This window comes from Terriglobus roseus DSM 18391 (assembly GCF_000265425.1).
Taxonomy (GTDB): domain Bacteria; phylum Acidobacteriota; class Terriglobia; order Terriglobales; family Acidobacteriaceae; genus Terriglobus; species Terriglobus roseus.
In genome coordinates, this window is record NC_018014.1 from 268,493 (window position 1) to 292,284 (window position 23,792).

Genomic DNA, 23,792 nt, shown 5'->3' on the forward strand with positions numbered 1-23,792 from the left:
GCTCGAGCGCATCCCCCTTTGTTTTTGTTCGACACACAGGTACTTGAGGCGTGCCTATTCCTTGCCGTCGCGGAAGGTCGTAAAGAGCGTGTTGAGTGCTTCGGACTTGGTTGGGTGGGCGAAGATGCCTTCGCGGAGGGCGGTGTAAGGCAGGCCGCCCATGATGGCGATCTGGATCTGCGCGGCGACCTCGCCGCCTTCCACGCCCAGGACGGTGGCACCCAGGATGAGGTTGGTCTTCGGATCGACAAGAGCCTTCATCATGCCGCGCGGTTCGTCCATCTCCTGCGCCCGGGCCATCCACTTCATGGGAATCTGGGCGATGCGGACTTCACGACCCTGTTTCTTCGCTTCGGCTTCGCTCAGGCCGACGCGTGCGAGTTCCGGATCGGTGAACATGGCGTAGGTCAGCAGGCGGTCCCTGGTGGATCGCTGACCCTTCGCGAGCAGGTTATCGCGCAGGATGCGGAAGTCGTCGTAGGAGACGTGCGTGAAGGCCGGGCCGCCCTTTACGTCGCCGAGTGCCCAGATGTTGGCGGCGGTCGTCTCTAGCTTTTCATTCACCTGGATGTGACCGGATTTCGACTGCGCGATGCCGGCGCGGTCGAGGTGCAGCGGTTCCACGTTGGGGGAGCGGCCGGTGGCGACGAGGACGTGCGTGGCATCCAGTGTCTGCGGACCGTCGTCGGTGACAATGTCCAGCTTCAGTTCCTGGCCGGAGCCGTGAACGCGCGAGACGGCTGAGCAGGTGATGATGCGGATGCCGTCTTCGGTCAGGATGCCGCGCAGGCACTCGGCGACGTCGTCGTCCTCGTGGGGGGCGAGGCGCTCGCCGCGCTCCAGGACTGTGACGGTTGCGCCGAAGCGCAGGAACATCTGTGCAAACTCCAGGGCAATGTAGCCGGCGCCGATGACGACGAGATGGCCGGGTACCGTCTGCAGCTCCATGATGGAGGTGCTGTCGAGGTAGGGGACGTCGCGCAGGCCGTCGATCTCTTCCGGGATGTGCGGGCGTTCGCCGGTGTTCAGGAAGATGCGGGCGGCGCTGATCTGGCGCGAGGTGCCATCGTTCATCGCCAGATCGAGCAGGTGGGTGCCGTCGCCGGGCTGCTTCTCGGCAAAGCTGGCCTGGCCCATGAGGAGCGAACTGTTGGGATCGGTAGTCAGGCCCTTCGCGTTGTTCTCGCGGGAGGTGAGGACCATCTTCTGCTTGCGTGCGTAGATTTCCGCCATGTCGATGCGGATCTCGCCGGTGTGAACGCCGAAGTCGGCGCCGCGGCGCGCGAGGTAGGCCACGCGGGCGCTTGCATCGATGGTCTTCGAGGGAGTACAGCCGTCATTGACACAGGTGCCGCCGGCGTAGCGGCGCTCAATCACTGCAGTCTTCCAGCCGTGTTTGGCCATGGACTTCGCCAGTGGATTGCCACCCTGGCCCGAACCGATCACAACTGCGTCAAAGCTCTCCATCATGCTTGCTCCCTTATCCCTTCGGAGGATATCAAGAGCAGCGGTCAGGAGCCGGACGGGAGGGTGACTTTGGAGATGTCGGGCAGGTGTTCTACGTGGACACGCCGACCGAGACGGAAGGCGGTGTCGAGCAGCATGCGCAGGTCAGACCGCAGCGTGGCGCTGTGTGCGTAGTCGAGGTCTAGCTTGGCCTTGATGGGGTTCAGGACGTGAACGGCGTAGGTCTCGACGTGCTCTTCCGGCACTGCGGCCAGGATCTCTTCCTCGCGGGCGAAGACGAGCGTTGCAGCGCCGGTGATGCCGGGACGGCAGAAGAGATACATCTGCTCATGCTCGGCGAGCTTGGGCCGGGGGCCTACGAGGCTCATGTCACCGCGGATGACGTTGAAGAGCTGCGGGATCTCGTCGAGCTTCAGTTTGCGCAGGATGCGGCCAACGGAGGTCATACGGCAGTCGCCGTGGCGCGTGACGCTGGGGCCTGAACAGCAGGACTCCGGCACCATGGTGCGGAATTTGTAGATCGTGAACGGCTTCTGGCCCAGGCCGACGCGCTGCTGGCGGAAGAGGACCGGACCGGAGGTGGTGCACTTGATGAGGACTGCGACGGCGCCCATGAGGGGCAGGAACGCTACGAGAGCTGGCACCGCGACAGCGGCGTCGAAGACGCGCTTCCGTGCTGAGGTGGTCCAGCCTGTGTACGCAAAGCTGCGAAAGAGGCCATCGTCAGTGGCAAAACTCTGCTCGCCCTCCGCTCCGTCCTGCACAGGCAGGTCAAGTTCGGCGACGCCCAGAATGCCTTGATATCCGCTGCTCCAGTAACTCATCGATTCTCTGGTCTCGCCGGTTGGCTTCTTTGGGACTTTCGGAAGTGTGGCGCTCCGTCTTACGAGCGAAAAAGGTGTGCGGAAGGGACCGATTGCATCTGCGGGGAGCCGGTGTGGTGTCTCCGGGAACTCCTCTGCGTATTTCGATGCATTCGTGTCATCATAAAGGCCTTTGCTGAGGATGCCAAGCTTTGGAGCCTTAAGTGACTGTAAAATAACGGGTTATGAATACTTCGAATTACGCTCCCAGAGGGGTGCCCGGATCGCTCCGGGACTCTCACCCGTCGTGTTACTTGAGCACAGTGATGGCTGCGATGCCCACACCAAATTGCGCCAGCACCTGCGAGTAATCAAGAACGTTACGCAGGAAGGTGGGCCGTACCGGCTTCTCCGGGACGACGATTGTGTCGCCGGGGAAGATCGAAGCAGAGTTGAAGTTATCGCTCCAGAGGCCGCTCTTCACGGTCTGCTTGCTGAGCACGGATCCATCGGCGCGGATGACGAATTCATGGCCCTTGTCTGCGATCCGGGTGGGCTTGCCAGCCAGAGTGAGATAGTCGCCTACACGTCTAGACCCGTTAAATAGGAAAACGTTCTGCCCGTAGACCGAACCAACGACACTAACGATGGCGGGACGGGACGGGACACGGAAGGAGTCACCGTTTTCCAAGGGCAGCGCCGGGACGGTTGCGACGCCGGTGCTGTCGGGAGCGAACTCCAGCACGACGCGGCCGGTGGCGCGCAGTTTCCCCATCTGTTCCAGCAGGGCGCGCTCTTCAGCCGTCTCGGATGCGCCGTAGGGCGTGTTGGCGCTGATGGCACGGACCGAGCCGATGCGCTGCTGCTGGCGCACGAGGCTGGCGACGTACTCGTCCAGCCGCTGCTGCTGCAGCACACGGGCGCTTTCGCGGGTGAACGAGGATCCGTAGAGGTAGGCATTGCGTGTGAGGCCGCCGGCACGCTTCACGACGTCTGCCAGCGTCTCGCCAGGCGCGACGCTGTAGATGCCGGAGCTGCCGAACTCACCCTCAAGGCGGATGTACTTCGTTTGTTCGTCCTGGGAGACGTGGATGTCGGACTGCGAGAGGATGGTGACGACGTCACCGGGCATTAGCTCCTTGTCCTCGTTGGCGTCATGATCCTGCACCAGGCGACCCAGGTGGAAGGGAATCAGGGAGTTGCGCAGAGTGTTGGAATCCAGCCGTTCGATGACGGCGTAAGACCAGTCGATTTCGGGCGCCGGGATGGTGATGTCGACACGGCGGGCGTTGCCGGCCATCAGGCGATCGGCGGCAGACTCCTGCTGCTCGGCGATGGCGGACGATCCCGCGGTGTTGCTCGCATTCGGGAGCACCTCGTCCCGCTGTTCGGTCGCACCGATCAGGCGGGTTGGGCCTGCTGTGCTACCAGGCGAGGCAGCGTCGACGCCGCTGATGACCTGCGAGTCGGCAGGCACGGAAGACCCTGGCGCGTTGTTCTGATTGGCCATGTTGTTGGCGGCATTGGTGCCTGTGCGGCCGGGCGTCGTTGCAGCGGTGGTGGGCGCCGTTGGCACGGGCTGGAAGAGCGGTGTCGGCAGACCGAGGCGATTGCGCGCCTGCCAGTATTCCGGGGTCAGCAGGGATTCGCGATCGGGCAGAATCTCGCTGAGGCGCATGCCGGGGTGCCAGGGGAAGCGGCCTGCATTAGCCAGGTTGCCGCGGATGGTGACGGAGTCGCGATAGCCTCGCAGGACCGAGTCGGCGCGCAGGACGTCGCCGTCGGTCACCTTGGTGGCAAGGCCTGCCGCGTCCAGCGCGATGGTGATGGCGTGGCGGTCGCGGTGGTTCTCAATGCGTTCGATGGACAGGCGGGATCCGGCGGCGGTGGAAGTGAAGCCGCCAGCCAGCTTCAGCAGGTCGTCGACGGAGACGCTCGTGGCCGCGGCGGGTGCTGTCGCGGGTGCCGGCAGGGCAGCGGTGGCTGCGGCGACGGAGGGCAGTTCGTAGATGGCGGGGTGGCGGACGGCGCCGCTCATCGCGACCTGCGGACCGACGAACGGGATAAAGACAACGTCGCCATCCTGCAGCGGGATATCGGTGGATTTATTGCCGTTCAGCAGGAAGCCGTAGAGGTCCAGGGTGGCGGCGACCTGACTCGCTCGGAGGATCTCAATGCGGCGCAGCGAACCCTGCTGTGTGGGCCCGCCTGAGGCAAAGATGGCATTAATGGCGGTGGAGAGGGCGCTGACGGTGTAGCTGCCCGGACGCCGCGATTCGCCCATGACGAAGACGGTGATGGAGCGTAGACGACCCAGGTCGGCGGAGAACTCGAAGTTCTTGTAGGTGCGGCTCAATTCTTTCTTGAGGAGCGCCTGGATGTCCGCAAAGTGCATGCCGGCGAGGTGGACGGAGCCGACCTGCGGGATGTAGATGGAGCCGGTGCGGTCGATGGTGAGCCGGGAATTAAGAGTGGTGTGTCCCCAGATGCGGAGCAGCACTTCATCGCCGGGACCGAGCACGTAATCGGGTGTGACCGGGACCTGATCGGCGGGAGCAAAGGTCGATGGCGGCTTGGAGAAGAGTTCCTGGCCGAATATGGGCAGAAGGATGCCGGTGGACTCGCGCGCCATGCGCTGCAGGTCCGTGATGGGCTGCGGCGCCAGGGGAGCCTGGCTGTTCTGATTAGTCGAGGTCGGGAAGCCGGCGGAGTCGATGTAGACGTTGCCGCCCTGCTGCGAGTACTGACTGTAGCCGTTGTTCTGGCCGTAGCCGTACCCGTTATTGATCCCCATGCCGGTACCAGAGACTGGTACGCCTGCCTGGTTATTGCCGCTGAGCGGTGTTCCCGTCATGCAGCCCAGTGAGGGATCGAGGCAGTACTCCGACTGGCCGGCGCCGGTGGCAGATGTCCCGGTATAGCCGGACTGGCCCGTGATGGCCGACGGTGTGGTCTGTGCAGAGGCGAAAGGGATGGTCGCGACACAGACAAGAGCGAGCAGTCTGGAGAACAGGGTTGAGAAAACAATCTTCGACAAATTCGCTACCTGCTCACAAATCCATGCACCATAAACAACGCGGGCCGGTGTGTCCATCTTACCGTAGCGCCCGTCGCGAATTCACTCTATTTCCTTGCCGACACCTACGTCACATGCCTAAAACGGCGCACCCTCACGTCATGCCTGAGACGTGAGGGTGCGGTGGTTCGATTACGTTGTTGCGAGATTGTCAGTCGGCTAGCAGCGGCTCTGCGACCGGCTGCCGCAGCCAGTCATATAGCGGAAACTGCTCCGCCATTTCAGATACTTTGCCGTGCAGGGTCTTCAGCTTTGTGTCGTCCGCGCGGTGTTCCAGTGCTTCGGCAATCCATGTGGCGATCTGGCGCATCTCCGCTTCCTTCATACCGCGTGTGGTGAGTGCGGGCGTGCCGAAACGGACACCGCTGGGCTTCATCGGCGGATTGGTGTCGTAGGGGATCGCGTTCTTGTTGACGGTGATGCCGGCCTTGCCAAGTGCCACTTCGGCTTCAGAGCCAAGGATGCCCTTGGCGAAGACGTCGACCAGCATCAGATGGGTGTCCGTGCCGCCGCTGACGATGCGATAGCCTTCGCCAGCCAGGGCTTCGGCCAGTGCCTTTGCGTTGGCGACGGTCTGCGCTGCGTAGGCCTTGAACTCCGGCTGCAGAGCTTCCTTGAAGGCCACGGCCTTCGCAGCGATCACGTGCATCAGCGGGCCACCCTGCTGACCGGGGAAGACCGAGCGGTCCAGACCGGCGGCAAACTCCTGCTTGCAGAGCACCATGCCGGCACGCGGTCCGCGCAGCGTCTTGTGGGTAGTGGTGGTGACCATGTGGGCGTGCGGCACCGGCGACGGGTGCGCGCCACCGGCGACCAAGCCGGCAAAGTGAGCCATGTCGACCATGAGGAAGGCGCCGACAGAGTCCGCGATGGCGCGCATGCGCTCGAAGTCCCAGATGCGGGGATAGGCGCTGCCGCCGCCGACGATTACCTTCGGACGTTCGCGTTCGGCAAGTGCTGCGAGTTCGTCGTAATCGACGGTTTCGGTGTCTTTGCGAACCTGGTAGCCGACGATGCGGTAGAGCTTGCCGCTGAAGTTGAGCTTGTGGCCGTGGGTCAGGTGGCCGCCGTGCGCCAGGTCCAGGCCGAGGATGGTGTCGCCCGGGTTGATCAGCGTCATGTACGCTGCGGCGTTAGCCTGCGAACCGCTGTGGGGCTGCACATTGGCGTGCTCTGCGCCGAAGATCTGTTTCGCGCGATCACGAGCAATGTTTTCAACGACATCAGCCACTTCGCAGCCCCCGTAGTAGCGCTTGCCCGGGTAGCCTTCCGCGTATTTGTTAGTGAATACGGTGCCTGCAGCCTCCAGAACGGCGCGTGAGACGAAGTTTTCGCTGGCAATCATCTCCAGGCCATCGTGCTGGCGGACGACTTCTTTCTCGACGAGTGCGGCGATCTCCGGGTCAGAGACGGTGAGTGGGGCCAGGAGATCGATCATTTTTAGGGCTTCCTTCCATTGCGAACCTGAGATTGAATTCGGCAGGCGAAACTGCTTCCGACTGCAGATGACCTCCTGATTATTTCATTGCCCCGCCGGGGTCGGTGCGGCTACCGCGAAAGTTACAGTGACTCCCCTGAGCGTTCTGCAGTCTTTCCCCAACGTTGGATACCGCGCCCCATGGTCTATGGGCGAAGGTAGTTGCAGAGAAGGAACACACGGATGTTTCCTCCGGAAAGAGATCACCTTGCACCAATTTTTTGTGGCGTTGATTTATCTCTGCATGCTCGGTCTCCCCTGCTATATCGCGACACGCTCCGGCGTTGGCGATAGCGAACTCAGTTGAGCGATCCGACGTGAGCCGGATCGCTCCTGCCGCACCCTTTGGGTCTGGTGGACTGCATTCGTGGAAAAGCTCCTGCTTCTTAGAACAAGAGAGCGTGAGGTGTACCGATGAATTACCTGATTCTTGCGCTGATGGTACTTGCTTCAGTGGTGTGTCCTTGCTTCATTGCACTACTTTGTATGCCCCCTGACGATGGCCGCAGTCTTTAGCCGCCAAGCTGCCCCACTCTTTGCTTTGCACCCACGGAAGGACCGATCTTCGGTCCGCCGTGGGTGTTCGCTTGTCTGAATGCATCTCGTACTCCCAATCGCCTTGTACGATGGTTGTCAGCCGACATGCCCCGCCAGCAAAGCCAGATCGCCACACCGAATGAGAAGTCGTTCCTCGCGCTTGCGAAGAAGAAGCACACTCTCATCCCCGTCTATCGCACCGTTACCGCCGACCTTGAAACGCCGGTCTCCGCCTTTCTGCGTATCGCCGCGGAAGAGCCCGAGGCTTTTCTGCTGGAGTCGGTCGAGGGCGGCGAGCGAGTGGGCCGATACACATTCATCGGTATCCGGCCGTACAAAAAGCTGGTTTCGCGCGGCACGTCGATCGTCGCGACGGAGGGCAAAAAGTCGCGCCGGTTTGAAGGCGACATCTTCGAAGAGCTAAAGCGCGCGCTGAGCGAACACAATCCTGCCAAGCTGCCCGGCCTGCCGCCGTTTACGGCCGGCGCCGTCGGTTTCTTTGCGTATGACGTTGTGCGCCAGATCGAGCGGCTGCCGGAGACGGCGATCGATGAACTGGGCGTGCCCGACGCGTGCCTGATGTTCTTCGACGAGGTGCTGGCCTTCGACCACGTCAAGAAAGAGATCTACCTGATCCTGACGGCGGATCTGACGCGCGAACCGGACGCTGCCAAGGCTTACAAGCGCGCTCTGAAGCGGCTGGATCGTCTGGAGCAGGAGCTGGCCGGACCGCTGCCCACCGTTTCGAAGCGCCGGAAGCCGCTCGGTCCGTTAGAGTTGACCCCGCGCACGAAGAAGCGCGACTACATGAAAGCCGTCGAAACGGTGAAGAACTACATCACCGCCGGCGACATCTTCCAGTGCGTTCTTTCGCAGCGGTTCGATTGCACGCCGGAGGTCGATCCGTTTGAGATCTACCGTTCGCTGCGGATTGTGAATCCTTCGCCGTACATGTACTTCCTCCGATTCCCGATGCAGGCCCCCGGATCGAAGACGGAGACGCCGGCACACATTGTCGGATCGTCGCCGGAGCTGCTGGTGCGCGTTCACGACCGCCGTATTGAATACCATCCCATCGCCGGGACACGCCCTCGCGGCGACGATGAAGCCAGCGACAAGCGGCTGGAGGAAGATCTGCTGCGCGATGCGAAGGAGACGGCCGAGCACGTGATGCTCGTCGACCTGGGACGCAACGATCTTGGCCGCGTCAGCGAGTTTGGAAGTGTCAACGTCCAGCGCCTGATGTTCATCGAGCGATACAGCCACGTGATGCACCTGGTGAGCGCGCTGGAAGGCAAGCTGCGTGAGGGCATGGCTCCGGTGGATGCGTTCCGCTCGTGCTTCCCTGCGGGGACGCTCAGCGGTGCGCCGAAGATCCGCGCCATGGAGATCATCGAAGAACTGGAGCCGACGCGCCGTGGCGTCTACGGCGGCAGCGTCTTCTATGCGGACTTCAGCGGCAATCTTGATAGCTGCATCGCGATCCGCACGCTTTTCATGCACGGCGACACCGGGTATATCCAGAGCGGTGGCGGCGTGGTGGCGGACTCAGTTGCGCAGACGGAGTTTGAAGAGACGGTCAACAAGTCGAAGGCTGTGGTCCGGGCGATCGAACGGGCTCGTTCCCGGGCTTAATGAGATGGGATCAGTCCGTGTCTCTTCGAGACATGGGGCACCCGCCGGTGGTTGCGATCATCCAATACCCATGAGCGACACGCACGCCGCATTCGATCTCCGCACACTGCCTAAGTCCGATACATACAAATTGCTGGCATCCACCATCCTGCCGCGGCCCATCGCGTGGATTACCACGCTCGATGACGATGGCAAACCGAATGCGGCTCCATTCTCGTTCTTCAATGTTGTTTCGGCGGACCCGCCGCTGATCTTTGTGGGTTTCTCTGCGGCTCCGGATCGCGATGGCAAGGATACGCTGTCGAACATCCGCCGCACGGGTGAGCTGGTGGTGAACATGGTGCCGGAGGAGCTTGCGGTGGCGATGAACGTCACGGCGACGGACGCACCGCGCGGCATGGACGAGTTGCTGTTGGCCGGGCTGGAGACGGTTCCAAGTCTGCAGGTGGCACCGCCGAGAATCGCGGGTTCACCGGTGTCGCTGGAGTGCCGTACCTTCCAGATCATCGAACCCGGTGGCAGCAGCACGATCCTGCTGGCGCAGGTCTTCGAGATGCATATCCGGCATGATGCCTTCGAAGACGAGTCGCGGCTGCATCTCGACCCGGCGCAGATGCGCCTGATCGGGCGCATGCATGGTGGTGGCGGCTACGCGACGACGAAGGATGTGTTTGAGATCCCGCGGATTCCCTGGAAAGATATGCAGGCGAAGCGATAGAGGTTCAGTTAGTGCGAGCGCGACAGGCGAAGCACCATGCCGACAGTGACGCCCATGTTGTTTGCCATGCTGGTGATGGGCAGCTTTACAGGTGCGGGGTCGCCGGGGATGACCTGCAGGCTCGAGCGCCTGTTCAGCCGGTAGCAGATGGCGAAGTCGCTGGCCACGGCGTCATTGGTGTTGAACTTGTCGGCACGAATGTGGCGTGAGACGGGCGCCAGTGGCGAGGCCTGAATCCTGTGCAGCATCGACTGGTCGTCGAAGCGAGGCGCTTCCATCTGTTCGATGGGTTCGTTCAGTGCTGGTGGCGCGGTTTCTACACTGCCGCGCAGGCGGAACAGGTAGAGCGACAGCGGTGCGCCCGGCAACTGGCCCGCGGGTTCTTCCGGCAGAGCAATCACGCCAGAGGATAGTGGACGCGCGTCTGGCTGATTGATGGGCAGGGAAGGCACGGAGTCGGCGGCTGCTATCAGGACAGGGGATTCGTGTTCCGTGGCGGCGGAGCAGCAGACGGGCAGTGAGAACAGAAGAGCAGCAGCGACAGTCGAGACGCGCACCATGATTTCCCCTTTCCTCTCGGTTATCGGCAGCTTGTCGATTCGCATGACTGCGCTTGACTGCGGCTTATATCTGAGAGCAATACGTTCGAAGTGGCGTTGCTTGGAGGTATCTGCGCGGGTGAGTGCAAGTTCGGGAATCGCGAGGCCCGTACTGACTGAAGCTTGCGCCCACCCTGCAAATGGCGCAGCTACCCAAGCGTTTCCGGCAGTTACACTTGTGGGTGAGGCTTCGCGCGATGGTCTTTGTGCTGGATAACTACGACTCGTTCACCTACAACCTGGTGCAGTACATGGGCGAACTGGGCGCTGAGATGGTGATCCGTCGCAACGATGAACTGACGCCTGCGGAGATCGAGGCGCTTAAGCCCGACCGCATTCTGATCTCGCCCGGCCCCTGCACACCGCAGGAGGCAGGCGTTTCGATCGACCTGATCCGGCACTATGCGGAGAAGGGGAAGCCGACGCCGATTTTGGGTGTCTGTCTTGGGCACCAGGCGCTGGGCGCGGCCTTTGGCGGCAATGTGATCCGTGCGGCGCGGTTAATGCATGGCAAGACGAGTTCCGTGCAGCACGACGGCAAGACGATCTTCGAGGGCCTGGATCAGGACATGATCTGCACGCGCTACCACTCGCTGGTGGTGAGTCCGGAGGGACTACCGGACGAACTGGAGATTTCTGCGCGCACGCAGGATCCGGAGGGCGAGGTCATTATGGGCCTGCGCCACCGTTCGCTGCCCATTGAAGGCGTGCAGTTCCACCCGGAGAGCGTGCTGACCAGTGGCGGCAAGCGACTCATTGAAAACTTCCTGAAGATGTAAACGGATGCCACCCCGCCCCATCGCCGCGAGAGAACTAGCAATGGTCGAGGGGGTTGCACGCCTTGCTTTGGCTGGCGTAATGATCCTGACGCCCGTTGGGCTTCTGGCGCAAGCCCCGCTCGGTTCGCTGAAGACCGAGGGCGCGGAGGTGAGCGGCATGGTCGCGGTGAGCAACGGCCGCGCCACCATTGGGAATAGTGCCGCGGTGTCGGCCGGAGCGGTGCCCGCGCAAATCAGTCTGAAGCGTGGAGGCGAGGTGAAGGTGTGCGGCGGCTCATCTGTCCATATCTCGCAGCCGACGATGCAAACGGCGAAGCCGCCACTGATGCTGGCGTTGGATCGCGGCGCGGTTGAGATCCATATGGCGGCGGAGAAGACGGACAGCATCCTGACGCCGGATCTGCGGTTTGAGCTTTCGGGCGCGGCTGCCCTGGATCTGCGCATTCGCGTGGTGCCCAGCGGTGACACCTGCGTAGAGAATGTGGGTAAGGAAGCGCCCGTGCTGCATGTGACCGAGACCTTTGGCGATGCGACGTACTTCGTCCGGCCGGGTCAGCGTGTGTTGTTCGAGCACGGCAGTCTGCGTGAGGTCGTTGACCATGAGGCCAACAGTTGCGGCTGTCCGCGGAACGGCGACAATCTGGTGCTGGCTGGCAAAGGCAATCGCGGCGACGGGAAGATCAGGCCTCTAACCGAGGCCGCTAAGGCCAATCCGTTCCCGGAGGCCGTGAGCCAGGGTCTTGTGAAGCCGGAGACACCACCCGCTCCTGCGGGTGAAGTGCATGCCCAGGTGACCTCGCAACTGAACTACAGCGGCGAAACAGGGGCGGTGAGCGGGCCGCCGGGTCAGACGACGACTGCGGCTGAGGTTGGTGCCCCTGCGCCTGTGGTTGCGGGCAGCGGCGCTGGCGTTTCATCGCCTGCGCCTCAAGCCAACCCGAGCGCCCCCGCGGCCGCCGAGCCCGTCGCTACGAATCTCCACGTCGAAAACGCTGCGCCTCCGCCCGCCGGTCCTAATCCATTTCGGGCGATTGGGCGCATGTTCCGCCGCCTCTTCGGCGGGGGCCGTTAGGCCGAGACCTGCGAATGGATCAGGAACTGAAGTTGAATACGTGGGTGCTGCTGGGGAATACCCTGAACGCTGTTCTGCGCGGACCGCAGCAGGTTGCGCTGGCCGATGAAGAGTTGCGGGTACGGCTGCTCGCCCTGGAAGCTACGCTCGCGCCTGTCACGCCTGAGGGGATGGTTGACGCCGTTCAAGCACTGACTGTCTCTGACCGCATGCTGCTGCATGACCTCTGCGTTGCCTGCTTTGACCGGCTGGGCGAGGAGGCCGCGACCCTAGTGGGAGTGGATCGCGCAACAGGCGAACCGGTACTCGCGCTGCTGCAGGGCCGCTAGGCACCGCGCTACAATCAATCCTGCGGCCCGGGTGCCTGCGGGTCCGATCAGTTTGCGGATTCTGCTACCTTTCCCGGACCGAGAGATCTGCACCAACAGGAAGTTTTCAATGTCGATTCCCGCCACACAGATGCGTCCCGGTATGGTCATCAAGCACAAGGACAAGCTGCACTCGGTCTTTGCCGTGGAGCACCGCACGCCCGGCAACCTGCGCGCCTTTATCCAAGCCAAGCTGCGTAATCTTGAGTCCGGCGCCATCTTCGAGCACCGCTTCCGCTCGGGCGACGCGATCGATCGCGTCATCGTTGATGATGTTGAGATGGAGTTCCTGTACAAGGACGGCGACGACTACATCTTCATGGATATGAAGAACTTTGAGCAGACGACGCTGGGCCGCGACATTCTGGGCGATGCCGTGGACTTTATGCTGCCAAACATCAAGATCGACATCAGCTTCATCGACGACAAGCCCGTCGGCGTGGAACTTCCGACGGTAGTCGAGATGCTCGTCGTTCAGACGGAGCCTGGCATCCGCTCGGCAACGGCATCGTCCGTGACGAAGCCCGCGACGACCGAGACCGGCCTCGTTGTGCAGGTGCCCGCGTTTATCAACGAAGGCGAGAAGATCCGCATCGATACGGCGGAAGGCGCTTACATGTCGCGCGCGTAAAAGCCCGCAGCAAGTCATGAGACAGGGGTCACTTCGGTGGCCCCTTGTCGTTTGGTGGCGTTCGGTCCGGCGTCTCACGGAAAACCAATCGATTCAGGACGACATAGGTCCACCGCACATTTCAGAACTAGCCTTCGTGGCGCGCTCAGGAGCATCCTAGAACCATGCGCGTTCATGAGATCAAGACCTCCGATCTGAAGCTGGTATTCGAAGAGGGCGGCCCCAAGGGTGGCAAGCCCGTAATTCTGGTGCACGGCTGGCCGGATTCGCCGCGAACGTGGGACAAGGTGCTGCCGGCTCTGCATGCGGCCGGCTACCGGACGATTGTGCCGTACCTTCGCGGCTATGGCCTTTCGGAGTTTCGGTCGCACCTGTTTGGGCGGAACCCTCGTCGGACGGGGCAGCCTGTTGCGTTTGCGCAGGATGTGATCGACCTGGCGGATGCGCTGAAGCTGAAGACCTTTGATTTTGTGGGACATGACTGGGGCTCAAGCACCGGCTATGCGTTGGCCGCGCTGTTCCCGAAGCGGCTGCAGCGGATGGTGGTGTTGTCCTCCGTATTTCGGCCCGGCGCGGCGAAGGCGCCGCCACTGCCGCAGGCCCAGGCGTACTGGTACCAGTGGTTTCTTTGCACCGATCCCGGCATGAAGGAGTTTCGCCGTGACCCGGTGGCCTACGGCAAGCGCATGTGGGATACGTGGAGCCCGGAGGGCTGGTACTCGCCGGCGGATCTGGAGGAGGCGGCGAAGAGCTGGACTGGTAAGGATTTTGCCGAGGTGGTGCTGCACAGCTATCGTTCGCGTTGGGGACATTCGCCGCTGGACCCGAACTATGCGGTGCTGCAGGCTCGCTTTGAGGGCACCGTAACGCTGGATGTCCCGACGCTATTTCTGCACGGGCTTGAAGATCGTTGCGGCCTGCCGGAGAGCAGCGACGGCATGGGCCGGTACTTTACGAACGGCTACCAGCGGATCCTGATCGACGGCGTCGGGCATTTTCCGCAGCGGGAGAATCCCACGCTGGTGGCGGAGGAGATCCTTCGTCACCTGCGCGAGCGCGCTGCGTAGCGGCAGAAGGCCACGTTTAGAATCGTCGCTATGGTTCGTCATTACCAGGTTGAAGGACGCGTCCAGGGTGTTGGTTTCCGCTGGTTCGTGCATCGCGAGGCGGCAGAACTCGGGCTGCGCGGATGGGTGCGCAACACCACCGCAGGGCACGTGGAAGCTGTGGCGGCAGGCTCAGCCGAGCAGATTGAAGAGCTGGAAGCTGCGATCCGCAAGGGATCACGTGGCAGCCGTGTGGACCGGGTTCGTATTCACGAGCTGCAGGACGCCGAGGCGGAGGGCCTGAAGGAGTTCGTGATCGAAGGCGCGTTCTAGGCTCGCCGTTACAATGGACGCATGTCGCACACCATCAATTGCGAGCCCCTGAAGGAGCTCATCCGTACCGTCCCCGACTTCCCCAAGCCCGGCATCCTGTTCTACGACATCACCACGCTTTTGAAGGACAAGGCCGGCTTTGCGCAGATGATTGACGCCTTTGCGGCGTACTACATCGACAAGCAGGTCGACCTGGTGCTGGGTATTGAGGCACGTGGCTTCATCTTTGGCCCGGCCATGGCCTACCGGTTGAATGCGGGCTTTGTGCCCGTTCGCAAGCCGAAGAAGCTGCCCGCCCCGACCGCCAAGGTGACCTACGACCTGGAGTACGGCAGCGACTCGCTTGAGATCCACCTGGATGCTATCCAGCCCGGTCAGCGCGTGGTCATCGTCGATGACCTGCTCGCAACCGGCGGGACCATGCAGGCGACCGTGCAACTGGTGAAGCAGCTTGGCGGCGAGATTGCCGGCGTTGCTTTCGCCGTGGAACTCGACTTCCTGAAGGGCCGCTCGAAGTTCCCCGAGGTCGACGTCTACAGCCTTCTGCACTACAACGAGTAGCCACGCATGGACGATACAAGCGCCGTGACGCTGCGACCGAACAGACCCGGAGATATGGGCTGGGTGGTGCATCGGCACGGCGTTTTGTATGCGCAGGAGTTTGGCTGGGACGAACGCTTTGAGGCGCTGGTCGCACGCATCGCGGCAGATTTTATCGAGCAGCTTGAACCCGAGCGCGAACGCTGCTGGATCGCTGAGCGCGATAGTGTCTTTCTGGGCTGCGTCTTCCTGGTGCGCGATCCTTCCGCAGAAGGCACGGCGAAACTTCGGTTGTTGCTGGTGGAACCTGCGGCGCGCGGCCTTGGCGTGGGACGAACGCTGGTTCGCGCATGCATCGCGTTTGCACGCCAGGCCGGCTATACGAAGCTGACGCTGTGGACGAACAGCATACTTACCTCAGCGTGCCGAATTTACGAGAGCGAAGGCTTTACGCTGGTCACCGAAGAGCCGCACGAGAGCTTCGGTGCTTCGCTGGTCGGCCAGCATTGGGAGCTGGTGCTGTAGATCGCCGCTCTAGGCGAACAGCAGACAGCTCGCGCCGCTGACCTGAATCGTTGACACGCGATCACCGATCTTACCGGTTGCGTTATCCAGTGCAAAGACAGTCACGTCGCCGGAAAACTGATTAGCGACCAGGAACCACTTGCCCGAAGGATCGACGGCGATGTGGCGAGCCTCCAGGCCGGGGTTCGCCTTGTGCTGGATCGGTGTCAGCGCGCCGGTCGTTGCATCGACCGCAAAGACAGCAAAGCTCTCACTCGCGCGCCGATTCGCCGCGTAGAGGAACCGCATGTCCTTGGAGAAGACCAGTTCGCATCCACGCGCTTTCGCAGGATCGACGCCCGCGGGCAGGGTGTTCACAACGCTCTTCGTGGTGAGGACGCCGTGCGTCGCATTCCATTGCAGTTGCACCACGGTCGAGTTCAGCTCACAGATGCAGTAGATCCAACGGCCGTTGGGATGGAAGACGAGGTGGCGGGGCCCAGCGCCGGGTTCCGACGCCCAGTGATCCGGCTTGTGTGGTGTCAGCTTGGATGTTGCGTGATCGAGCCCGAAGATGTGGATCCGGTCGAGGCCAAGATCGTTGACCAGCACAAAGTCGCCGTCGGGCGAGATCAATGCCGAGTGCGCGTGGCTACCCTGCTGACGATCCTTCACCGGGCCGTGCTCGGCCGGTGGGAACTGGACGGCGTTGGCCTGCGTCAGTTTGCCCGTCGGGTCCGCACGGAACGAAGCAACGCTGCCGCCGCCGTAGTTTGAGACGAGTACGCAAGTGCCGTCCGCAGAGACGCTGACATGGCAGCCACCACCGCCGCTGGAGCTGGCGGTAGCGATGGGTGTCAGCGTGGTTGTCGCAACATCCGTACCCTGCGACACCACGTAGCTGGCTGCCTGTGACTGCCCGCCGTCACCGCCGAGGACTGCGAAGAGTGGGTGGCCGGCCTGCGGCGCTGCGAGGAAGCTGGGGCTGCTTGCCTTGGTCAGCAGCCGCGGGATGCCGAGTCGGCCGTTGTGGAAGGATGCGAGAAAGATGCCCTCGCCCTTGCCGGCAAACTCTGACTGGCTGCTGGTGCCGAGGAACAATCGCAGCGTCCCCGAAGCCTCGCGCGCGGATGCGCTTGTACCGTGCAGCAACAACGCTGCTCCTGCCGTGGCACTGCCTAGAAACTGCCGACGTGTCTGCATCGCTCTTCTCTCTTCAGCCAAACAACAGGCAGCTTGGATTGTTGATGTTGGTGGAGCTGGTGCGATCGCCCAGCTTCCCGGTCGCTGTGTCAATCGGGAAGATCGAGACTTCGTTCGAGAACTGGTTCGCGGCCAGGAACCACTTGCCCGACGGGTCGACGGCGATGTGCCGCGCTTCTTTGCCGGGATTCGCAAGGCGCTGCACGAGTGTCAGCGCACCGGTGTGCGAATCCAGCGCGTAGACGACGAAGTCTTCGTGCACGCGATTCGCTGCGAACAGGAAACGCAGGTCTTTGCTGAAGACCATGTCGCAGGCGCGCACGTCGGTCTTGCTAACACCTTCGGGAAGGGTTTCGACGGTCTGCAGGGTCGTCAGCGTGCCTGCATCCGCGTCCCATGCAAGCTGGTTGATGGTGCACGCCATCTCGTCGATGTTGTAGACCCACTTGCCGTTCGGGTGCAGCACCAGGTGCCGCGGACCCGCACCGGGAGCGGACTTCCACTCGCCGTGCAGCGTCATCTTCGCGGTCGCCGGGGCCAGTTTGAAGATGTGGATGCGGTCGAGTCCGAGGTCATTGATGAGTACATAGCCGCCGTCCAGCGTGATGTCTGCAGCGTGTGCGTAGGAGTGATCCTGCCGCTTGGGGTCGGGGCCGTGGTCAGCCGCGTTGAACTGGTAAAACGATGCCGGATGCAGCGCGCCATCGGCGTCCATGTGGAACGACGCAGCCGAGCCGCCGACATAGTTCGCTACGACAACGGTGCTGCCCTGCGCCGACAGATGCACGGCACCGGGCGCCTGCGTGCTGGCGCGATGGACCTCCGTCAGCTTCGCTTCCGCAACATCCATGTGGAAGCAGGCGACCTCGCCGGCGGGCGCGCCCGGCTCCTGCGAGATGGCCAGCAGGCGGTTTTCGTTGCGGCCGTCAAAGCAGAGGAAGCTGGCCTTGGGCAGCTCGGCTGCGAGGGTCGGTACCGCCAGCGTGCCGGCCTCCGTGTCGAAGGTGGCGGTGTACACGCCGCGGCCATCGGTGCCGCTGGTGCCCAGGAAGATACGTTCGATCGACATGCTCTGCTGCTCCGGCTCTGAAGGTCTTCGCTAACGATGTTGGCACATTGCAGGCCGGTTGGCCCAATCCTGCGGGGCAGCCGAAACAGATCTCAGCGCTCAACGAACCATCTCGGTGACGCGCAGTGTGTCGCCCTCAGCGAGATACCGCTTGCGCCGGAACCAGTCGGTCATGCGCTCTTCCAGCAGGTCCAGCGGCACGCGCAAGCCGGCCTCCAGTAGACCGTCCCCGACGGGCAGCGTGTCGTCAAAGACCGCATCATTGGTGAAGTTACGCATGCAAAAACTGTCGATGGCCTTGACGGGACATGGCGACGCGATGCCTGCGGCGTCCACACATTCAACGGAAAGACGGCGCACAAACATCGTTAAGCCCACAGCACGAAGCATGCGCCGGCGATCTTGATGCTGCTGGCCGCAGCACCCAGCTTGCCCGTCTTCGCGTCGCGCGGAAAGACCGTGACGTCGTTGCTGCGCTGGTTCGCCGCTACCAGCCACTTGCCTGTGGCGTCGATGGTGACGCAGCGGTTTTCCACGCCTTCCACCTTCGTCCGCTGAATCTCCTGCAGCCTGGCGTCCTTGCCGACGGCCCAGACCACCATGCTCTCCAGACCGCGAACGCTGCCGTACAGAAAGCGGCGATCGGCGGAGAGGGTGATGTCCGCGGTGCGGCACTTGGGCGGTGCGTCGGCTGGCAGGGTGGTCCACGAACCCGCCTTCGTCAGCGTGCCGCGCTTCTCGTCCCATGCCAGCAGGTCGACGGTGTTGGTCAGTTCGTTGTTGCAGTAGATCCACTTGCCGCCGGGATAGAAGACCAAGTGACGCGGCGCGGAGCCCGGTGCAGCCTGGTAGAACGGAGGATCGTGCGGTGTCAGCTTTGCCGTGGCAGCGTCCAGCGCGTAGACGTAAATGCGGTCGGCACCGAAGTCATTCACCAGGACGAACCTTCCACCCGGAGCTGTCAGGATGGAGTGGCAACGGCTGTGCACCTGGACTGGTTCGGGGCCATGATGCTCCGCGCCGTACTCAATGTGCTCGACGTACGGCGACAGCGTGCCGTCTTTCGCGATCTGGTAGGTCGAGATGTCGCCGCTGCCCCAGTTCGCCTCCATGGCCACGCGGCCGCTGGGGTCGATCGAGAGGAAGTTCGGGCCCATACCCTTGGCCGTCTCCTGATTGATGGGGTGCAGCAGGTCCGGCGTGTCGACGATCTCAAAGCCAGCTACGCCAGCGATGCCATTGATAACACTGGTCGTGTACAGTCGGCGCTTCCGCTCAGGATGCAGCGCCATGCAGTCGTTGCCGGGGAGCTTTGCGGCCATCTCCGGCTGCGAGAAGGCGCCTGTCTTGGGATCGAAGTAGGTGGAGAAGATGCCCTGCGCCTCTTTGCCGGTGCTGCCGACGAAGGCGCGTTGCGTGCCCAGCGTGGGCGGCGTCATCTGGCTGAAGGATGTGCGCGCCAGAAGCGCGGCGGCGGGCAGCGTGGCAAGGAAGCTTCGACGATCAAGCATGAGCACTCCGCGGAACGCTGACCAGCATACTCCACGGTGCCGACCCGGGCTTAGCCCTCGGCCGGCAGGTGTCCCGCGTACTCTTCGGGCTTGACGTCGTTATTGATGACCGGCAGGGGAGGCAGGTTGAGCGTGCTGCCCGCCTGATCGACTACGGCCTTCACGTTCGTCAGAACCTCTTCAACGGTCATGGTGTACATCTCGCGGCCGTTGTCATAGCCGTTCTCGACGATGGTCTTCAGGTAGCGTCCGGCGGCCTGCGCTGCGGAGTAGTCGGTGATGACGTAGCCGGTGGAGCGCTTCATCTGTACCCACGCGACGTTCGGCATGGCGATCCACATGGGGCGGCCGTTCACGTCGAACCGGATATCCGTGGCGTCGGCGTGACGCGTTGCAATGGCGACGATGGTCGCCTTCCAAACGCAGTGCAACTGCTCGCCGGTCCATTTGTCGACTACGCGAAAGTCCTCATACATGCCTGTGCCCATCCTTCAACGGTGCTGTCTTCAGAGTATGGTTTCGCGGAACGATGGGCAAGCGGAGGGGGCTGAGGGCGTTCCTTTTGCCCCTCCCGGACGCCGCTGCTAGACTTACGGGTGGCGCACGTATCTGCGGATTCCGCATCTGCGCCGGCTCATCTGCGGCCATTCGCGCCGCCAAAGGATTCATGACCGTGGATACACCCACCCGCACCAAGCCGCTCGCCATCCGTGAAGACGGCCCGCTCGCCGTCAACACCAACAGCAGCAGCACCGCATTCGCCGACCGTATTCAGAACAACCGGCCGCTCGCCATCCGCCTGGCGGTTGCCGTGGTTGTGCTGATCGTCATCGCCGGTGTCTTCGCGTTCCTCAGCAGCCACCGGTCTGAGGCTGCCAGCAATGCCCTGGCCGAGGCAATGCAGACCTACGACGCGCCCATCGCGACGCCCCAGCAGCCTGTGCCCGCGGGCACTCGCAGCTTCAGCAGTGTGGAAGAGCGCGCCAAGGCAGCGAACGTACAGTTTGCTGCCGTTGCCGACAAGTACAGCAGCACCGACGCGGGCCGTAACGCTCTCTATCTGCAGGGCGTAACAGCCATGCAGACCGGCCAGAATGAGACTGCGGAGAAGCTGCTGAAGAAGTCTGCCGATAGCTGGAACCACGACGTCAGCACGCTGGCAGAGATGGCACTTGCAGGTCTGTATCGCGGCACCGCGCGTGAGTCGCTGGCCGTCGAGCAGTACAACAAGGTCATTGCAAAGCCCAGCACGCTGGTGCCTGCGGGCCTGGCACAGCTTGAGTTGGCCGATATGTACGAGGCCAATGGTAAGCAGGCTGAGGCAAAGAAGATCTATGCGCAGATCAAGGACAAAGATCCGAAGAGCGCATCGGCTGAGATCGCAACGCAGAAGCTGAGCGGACCTGCCGCGCGGTAACGCAGAAGGGCTTCGCAGACACCATGGCGGCTCCGGAAAACCCACCAGCATCGCTCGCTCAGTTGATCCGGCGCAGAGCAGCGACTGGCAGGTCCTCCGGGCCGCCATCGTCGCTCAAGCCGAAGCCTGACCGGCTTGGACAGTTCGGCCTGCTCTTCTCAGAACCCGAGGTTGCTGCGGACGATTCTGCTGTCACCATCGCGGATGTGATCGCCGAGCGCGAACGCATCGAGGCGCCTGCATCGCCGCCACTGGTGCCGCAACAGCGCAAGCTGTGGGCGGTCGCGGAGCTGGTGAGTGCGCTGCGCGGCAAGGTGGAACGCGAGTACAGCGATGTGTGGGTAGAGGGTGAGATCTCCAACTGCCGCCCCGCACCCAGCGGCCACCTGTACTTCACATTGAAAGATGGCAACGCACAACTGCTTGTCGTGCTCTTCCGGCGCGAGGCAGCTCTGCTGCGCTTCAAGCCGACCGATGGACTTGCAGTGCTGGCGCGTGGTCGCGTGTCGGTCTTTGAGAGTCGCGGACAGCTGCAACTGATCGCGGAAACACTGGAGCCGCGCGGCGCCGGTGCGCTGCAGCTTGCGTTCGAACAACTGAAGGCAAAGCTCCGTGCCGAGGGTCTGTTTGAGCTGGAACGCAAGCGGCCGTTGCCTGCCTTCCCGCGCACTGTCGGCGTCATCACATCGACGAAGGGCGCGGTGTTGCGGGACATCGTCACCGTGATTCGTCGTCGTCATGCCTGCCTGGACATTCTTGTCTTTCCTGCGGCCATGCAGGGCGTGACATGCGCCGGCGACGTGGCACGTGGGCTGCGTTACTTCAACGCGAATCCGCAGCACAACGTGGACGTCATCGTGATCGCGCGCGGTGGTGGATCGGCTGAGGATCTTGCAGGCTTCAACGATGAGGCTCTTGCGCGCACCATCGCCGACAGCGAACTGCCGGTGGTCTCGGCCGTCGGGCATGAGACGGATTTCACCATTGCGGATTTTGTTGCGGACCTTCGCGCGCCCACACCGTCTGCCGCTGCAGAACTGGTCACGGCTGCGCAGCATCGTGTGGAAGAGCGTGTGCAATCGCTTGCGGCCAGGCTCTTCCGCGCCATGCGCTATCAGCAGATGCATGCGCAGCAGCGCTTCACGCGTGTCTCGGCTGCCAGTGCATTTGCGCGTATACGCGACAGTATCGGTCGTCGCCAGCAGCGCGTGGATCAGGATCGCTTTCGTCTTGAGGCTGCGACCGAGGCGCTGTTGCGTGAGCGTGCTGCGCGGCTGCGCATGTTGACGGAACGTTTGCAGCGGCAGGATGTGCATCGCAGTGTGCTGCGTGCGCAGGCGAAGAATGAGCGGCTGCGTGAGCGTTTGTTGCGTACCGGTTCGTCGTTGCTTCGGACGCCAGCGCAGCGCGTGACGCGTGCGGAGACACGGCTGCAGGCGTTGTCACCCACTGCTGTCTTGCAGCGTGGCTATGCGCTTGTCTTCAACGCGGAAGGTAAGTTACTGCGCAGTGCCGATGATGTAACGGCGGGCGATGAGATTCGCACCAGGCTGGGCCAAGGCGAGCTGCGTTCGCGTGTGCTCAGCAAGAACGAGAACGATACTGCAGGACCAACGGGGACAGACACCGCATGAGAAAGCTCTTTGGAACGGACGGCATTCGCGCCGTCGCCGGCGAAGCACCACTCGATCGCAAGACCATCTTCGCGGTTGGCGTCGCACTGGCGCACCATGTTGCCAGGGCCGGTGAGCAGCCGCGCGTGATCCTGGGTATGGACACACGTGAGTCGAGCGAGTGGATCGCCGCGACGATCACGGCGGGTCTGCGCAAGGGCGGCGCAAGCGTTGAGAGTGCGGGTGTCATCACGACGCCGGCCATTGCGTATCTCACGCGTTCCCACGGATTCAGCGCGGGTATTGTGATCAGCGCATCGCACAATCCATGGCAGGACAACGGCATCAAGGTCTTCGGTCCCGACGGCTACAAGCTGCCGGATGCGACCGAGCTTGCCATTGAAGACGAGATCTTCAAGCAGCTTGCGAACAATCACATTGAGACTGCAGATGATGAAGCTGCGCCTGCAGTGGAAGAGAGCGATCGTGCGGAGTATGTGCGGTCTCTGCTGGCTGCTGTGGATGGTTTGAGCCTTGATGGCAAGCGCATCGTGATCGACTGCGCGAATGGTGCTGCATCGTCTGTTGCGCCGCAGCTTTTTGCGGGTCTTGGTGGTGAGGTTCGCATTCGGAATGCAAGCCCCGATGGCCGCAACATCAATGTTGACTGTGGTGCGACGAAGCCTGAGGTGGTTGCGAAGTATGTGATCGAGGACAAGGCTGACATCGGCATCACGTTCGATGGCGATGCGGATCGCGCGATGTTCGCCGATGAGAATGGCCGTGTGATCAATGGGGACGCGGTGATGCTGCTGGCCGCACGCGATCTGCAGGAGCGCGGGCTGTTGCATGACAACACAGTTGTGGCTACAACGATGTCGAACATGGGGCTTGAGGCTGCGTTGAAACGCAGCGGAATCCGCATGTTGCGGGCGCCGGTGGGTGACAAGTATGTGTTGCAGCAGATGCAGGAGACGAAGGCTTCGCTGGGCGGTGAGCAGAGCGGACACATCCTGTTTACGGGCCGCAGCACGACGGGTGACGGGCTTTTGACGGCGCTGTTGCTGCTCGACATTGTGCATCGCAGCGGCAAGTCTCTGGCGGAGTTGACGGCGGATTTGAAGACGTTTCCGCAGGTGATTGTGAACGTCAAGGTGCGCGAGAAGGTGCCACTTGAATCGATTCAGTCGATCGTTTCGACGATCCGTGACGCAGAGACCGCCCTGCTCGATAGCGGACGTGTCGTGATCCGCTACAGCGGCACGGAAGCGCTCGCTCGCGTGATGATCGAGGCTGAGGATGAGTCTGCTATGCGACACCACGCGGACGCGATCGCCTCCGCGATCCGTTCTGAGCTTGGTGTCTAGTCTGGGGCCGGGATGGTCAGGTAAAGA

The 23,792-nt window shown here is 62.5% G+C and carries 23 protein-coding genes; 13 read left to right on the forward strand and 10 right to left on the reverse strand.

The window, feature by feature from the left end; genetic code table 11:
- Nucleotides 1–54: 54 nt before the first annotated feature.
- From TERRO_RS01120 to TERRO_RS01135, 4 genes are all read right to left on the reverse strand, one after another.
- Nucleotides 55–1,470 carry a mercuric reductase gene (locus TERRO_RS01120; protein ID WP_014784146.1) on the reverse strand — a complete coding sequence of 472 codons (1,416 nt, stop codon included), beginning with the start codon at nt 1,468–1,470 and terminating at the stop codon, nt 55–57.
- Between the two features lie 41 nt (nt 1,471–1,511).
- Nucleotides 1,512–2,291, reverse strand: a complete 780-nt coding sequence (locus TERRO_RS01125) for a sugar transferase (RefSeq protein ID WP_014784147.1) — start codon at nt 2,289–2,291, stop codon at nt 1,512–1,514.
- A 289-nt stretch (nt 2,292–2,580) separates the two neighbouring features.
- Entirely contained in the window at nt 2,581–5,307 is a 2,727-nt protein-coding gene (locus TERRO_RS01130) for a polysaccharide biosynthesis/export family protein (protein ID WP_169315269.1), read from the reverse strand.
- A 190-nt stretch (nt 5,308–5,497) separates the two neighbouring features.
- On the reverse strand, nt 5,498–6,784 hold the full coding sequence (locus TERRO_RS01135; protein WP_014784149.1) for a serine hydroxymethyltransferase: 1,287 nt from the start codon (nt 6,782–6,784) through the stop codon (nt 5,498–5,500).
- Between the two features lie 681 nt (nt 6,785–7,465).
- Between TERRO_RS01135 and trpE the strand changes: the two genes are divergently transcribed.
- Together trpE and TERRO_RS01145 are read left to right on the forward strand one after the other, a co-directional pair.
- Nucleotides 7,466–8,995, forward strand: coding sequence for an anthranilate synthase component I (gene trpE, locus TERRO_RS01140; RefSeq protein ID WP_014784150.1), 1,530 nt, complete (start codon nt 7,466–7,468; stop codon nt 8,993–8,995).
- Between the two features lie 70 nt (nt 8,996–9,065).
- Entirely contained in the window at nt 9,066–9,713 is a 648-nt protein-coding gene (locus TERRO_RS01145; RefSeq protein ID WP_014784151.1) for a flavin reductase family protein, read from the forward strand.
- Nucleotides 9,714–9,721: 8 nt separating this feature from the next.
- On the opposite strand, the gene TERRO_RS01150 is transcribed toward TERRO_RS01145, so the two are convergent.
- Nucleotides 9,722–10,273 (reverse strand): hypothetical protein, encoded by a 552-nt coding sequence (locus tag TERRO_RS01150; protein WP_041592389.1) that lies wholly within the window; start codon nt 10,271–10,273, stop codon nt 9,722–9,724.
- 236 nt (nt 10,274–10,509) lie between these two features.
- Between TERRO_RS01150 and TERRO_RS01155 the strand changes: the two genes are divergently transcribed.
- The 8 genes from TERRO_RS01155 to TERRO_RS01190 all read left to right on the forward strand — a co-directional run bounded on the left by TERRO_RS01155 (nt 10,510) and on the right by TERRO_RS01190 (nt 15,606).
- On the forward strand, nt 10,510–11,091 hold the full coding sequence (locus tag TERRO_RS01155) for an anthranilate synthase component II (RefSeq protein ID WP_014784153.1): 582 nt from the start codon (nt 10,510–10,512) through the stop codon (nt 11,089–11,091).
- A gap of 79 nt (nt 11,092–11,170) precedes the next feature.
- Nucleotides 11,171–12,163: a nuclease gene (locus TERRO_RS01160; protein ID WP_157178215.1), complete on the forward strand. Its 993-nt coding sequence runs from the start codon at nt 11,171–11,173 to the stop codon at nt 12,161–12,163.
- Nucleotides 12,164–12,177: 14 nt separating this feature from the next.
- Nucleotides 12,178–12,492 (forward strand): hypothetical protein, encoded by a 315-nt coding sequence (locus tag TERRO_RS01165; RefSeq protein WP_014784155.1) that lies wholly within the window; start codon nt 12,178–12,180, stop codon nt 12,490–12,492.
- Between the two features lie 109 nt (nt 12,493–12,601).
- Nucleotides 12,602–13,162, forward strand: a complete 561-nt coding sequence (gene efp / locus TERRO_RS01170; protein WP_014784156.1) for an elongation factor P — start codon at nt 12,602–12,604, stop codon at nt 13,160–13,162.
- Between the two features lie 164 nt (nt 13,163–13,326).
- Entirely contained in the window at nt 13,327–14,229 is a 903-nt protein-coding gene (locus TERRO_RS01175; protein WP_014784157.1) for an alpha/beta fold hydrolase, read from the forward strand.
- A gap of 30 nt (nt 14,230–14,259) precedes the next feature.
- A complete protein-coding gene (locus TERRO_RS01180; protein ID WP_014784158.1) occupies nt 14,260–14,541 on the forward strand; it encodes an acylphosphatase in 282 nt (93 codons plus the stop codon).
- Between the two features lie 21 nt (nt 14,542–14,562).
- Nucleotides 14,563–15,102, forward strand: a complete 540-nt coding sequence (locus tag TERRO_RS01185) for an adenine phosphoribosyltransferase (RefSeq protein ID WP_014784159.1) — start codon at nt 14,563–14,565, stop codon at nt 15,100–15,102.
- A 6-nt stretch (nt 15,103–15,108) separates the two neighbouring features.
- Nucleotides 15,109–15,606 carry a GNAT family N-acetyltransferase gene (locus TERRO_RS01190; protein WP_014784160.1) on the forward strand — a complete coding sequence of 166 codons (498 nt, stop codon included), beginning with the start codon at nt 15,109–15,111 and terminating at the stop codon, nt 15,604–15,606.
- 9 nt (nt 15,607–15,615) lie between these two features.
- On the opposite strand, the gene TERRO_RS01195 is transcribed toward TERRO_RS01190, so the two are convergent.
- The 5 genes from TERRO_RS01195 to TERRO_RS01215 form a co-directional block, all read right to left on the reverse strand.
- Nucleotides 15,616–16,788: a lactonase family protein gene (locus TERRO_RS01195; RefSeq protein WP_041592390.1), complete on the reverse strand. Its 1,173-nt coding sequence runs from the start codon at nt 16,786–16,788 to the stop codon at nt 15,616–15,618.
- Nucleotides 16,789–16,801: 13 nt separating this feature from the next.
- A complete protein-coding gene (locus TERRO_RS01200; RefSeq protein ID WP_014784162.1) occupies nt 16,802–17,857 on the reverse strand; it encodes a lactonase family protein in 1,056 nt (351 codons plus the stop codon).
- A gap of 99 nt (nt 17,858–17,956) precedes the next feature.
- Nucleotides 17,957–18,136, reverse strand: a complete 180-nt coding sequence (locus tag TERRO_RS01205) for a hypothetical protein (protein WP_245536182.1) — start codon at nt 18,134–18,136, stop codon at nt 17,957–17,959.
- An 89-nt stretch (nt 18,137–18,225) separates the two neighbouring features.
- Nucleotides 18,226–19,368 (reverse strand): lactonase family protein, encoded by a 1,143-nt coding sequence (locus TERRO_RS01210; protein WP_014784164.1) that lies wholly within the window; start codon nt 19,366–19,368, stop codon nt 18,226–18,228.
- Nucleotides 19,369–19,418: 50 nt separating this feature from the next.
- The gene (locus TERRO_RS01215; RefSeq protein ID WP_014784165.1) at nt 19,419–19,844 is read right to left on the reverse strand and encodes a hypothetical protein; all 426 of its coding nucleotides are present in this window, start codon (nt 19,842–19,844) and stop codon (nt 19,419–19,421) included.
- Nucleotides 19,845–20,035: 191 nt separating this feature from the next.
- Between TERRO_RS01215 and TERRO_RS01220 the strand changes: the two genes are divergently transcribed.
- From TERRO_RS01220 to glmM, 3 genes are read left to right on the forward strand one after another with little or no spacing between them, the layout of a single operon-like run.
- Complete coding sequence (locus tag TERRO_RS01220; protein WP_425358497.1) at nt 20,036–20,785, forward strand: coatomer subunit epsilon; 750 nt, start codon at nt 20,036–20,038, stop codon at nt 20,783–20,785.
- 23 nt (nt 20,786–20,808) lie between these two features.
- Entirely contained in the window at nt 20,809–22,419 is a 1,611-nt protein-coding gene (gene xseA, locus TERRO_RS01225) for an exodeoxyribonuclease VII large subunit (RefSeq protein ID WP_014784167.1), read from the forward strand.
- Nucleotides 22,416–23,765 carry a phosphoglucosamine mutase gene (gene glmM, locus TERRO_RS01230; protein ID WP_014784168.1) on the forward strand — a complete coding sequence of 450 codons (1,350 nt, stop codon included), beginning with the start codon at nt 22,416–22,418 and terminating at the stop codon, nt 23,763–23,765. The genes xseA and glmM overlap by 4 nt, the downstream gene beginning before the upstream one ends.
- The last annotated feature ends 27 nt before the right edge of the window (nt 23,766–23,792 follow it).

Coding starts and splice junctions, on each gene's coding strand:
- TERRO_RS01145 (WP_014784151.1), top strand. CDS start 9,066: ATGAGCGACACGCACGCCGCATTCGATCTCCGCACACTGCCTAAGTCC.
- TERRO_RS01155 (WP_014784153.1), top strand. CDS start 10,510: ATGGTCTTTGTGCTGGATAACTACGACTCGTTCACCTACAACCTGGTG.
- TERRO_RS01195 (WP_041592390.1), bottom strand. CDS start 16,788: ATGCAGACACGTCGGCAGTTTCTAGGCAGTGCCACGGCAGGAGCAGCG.
- TERRO_RS01150 (WP_041592389.1), bottom strand. CDS start 10,273: ATGGTGCGCGTCTCGACTGTCGCTGCTGCTCTTCTGTTCTCACTGCCC.
- xseA (WP_014784167.1), top strand. CDS start 20,809: ATGGCGGCTCCGGAAAACCCACCAGCATCGCTCGCTCAGTTGATCCGG.
- TERRO_RS01220 (WP_425358497.1), top strand. CDS start 20,036: ATGACCGTGGATACACCCACCCGCACCAAGCCGCTCGCCATCCGTGAA.
- trpE (WP_014784150.1), top strand. CDS start 7,466: ATGCCCCGCCAGCAAAGCCAGATCGCCACACCGAATGAGAAGTCGTTC.
- TERRO_RS01185 (WP_014784159.1), top strand. CDS start 14,563: ATGTCGCACACCATCAATTGCGAGCCCCTGAAGGAGCTCATCCGTACC.
- TERRO_RS01215 (WP_014784165.1), bottom strand. CDS start 19,844: ATGTATGAGGACTTTCGCGTAGTCGACAAATGGACCGGCGAGCAGTTG.
- TERRO_RS01210 (WP_014784164.1), bottom strand. CDS start 19,368: ATGCTTGATCGTCGAAGCTTCCTTGCCACGCTGCCCGCCGCCGCGCTT.
- TERRO_RS01135 (WP_014784149.1), bottom strand. CDS start 6,784: ATGATCGATCTCCTGGCCCCACTCACCGTCTCTGACCCGGAGATCGCC.
- TERRO_RS01165 (WP_014784155.1), top strand. CDS start 12,178: ATGGATCAGGAACTGAAGTTGAATACGTGGGTGCTGCTGGGGAATACC.
- TERRO_RS01205 (WP_245536182.1), bottom strand. CDS start 18,136: ATGCGTAACTTCACCAATGATGCGGTCTTTGACGACACGCTGCCCGTC.
- TERRO_RS01180 (WP_014784158.1), top strand. CDS start 14,260: ATGGTTCGTCATTACCAGGTTGAAGGACGCGTCCAGGGTGTTGGTTTC.
- TERRO_RS01200 (WP_014784162.1), bottom strand. CDS start 17,857: ATGTCGATCGAACGTATCTTCCTGGGCACCAGCGGCACCGATGGCCGC.
- TERRO_RS01175 (WP_014784157.1), top strand. CDS start 13,327: ATGCGCGTTCATGAGATCAAGACCTCCGATCTGAAGCTGGTATTCGAA.
- TERRO_RS01120 (WP_014784146.1), bottom strand. CDS start 1,470: ATGATGGAGAGCTTTGACGCAGTTGTGATCGGTTCGGGCCAGGGTGGC.
- TERRO_RS01160 (WP_157178215.1), top strand. CDS start 11,171: ATGATCCTGACGCCCGTTGGGCTTCTGGCGCAAGCCCCGCTCGGTTCG.
- glmM (WP_014784168.1), top strand. CDS start 22,416: ATGAGAAAGCTCTTTGGAACGGACGGCATTCGCGCCGTCGCCGGCGAA.
- efp (WP_014784156.1), top strand. CDS start 12,602: ATGTCGATTCCCGCCACACAGATGCGTCCCGGTATGGTCATCAAGCAC.
- TERRO_RS01190 (WP_014784160.1), top strand. CDS start 15,109: ATGGACGATACAAGCGCCGTGACGCTGCGACCGAACAGACCCGGAGAT.
- TERRO_RS01125 (WP_014784147.1), bottom strand. CDS start 2,291: ATGAGTTACTGGAGCAGCGGATATCAAGGCATTCTGGGCGTCGCCGAA.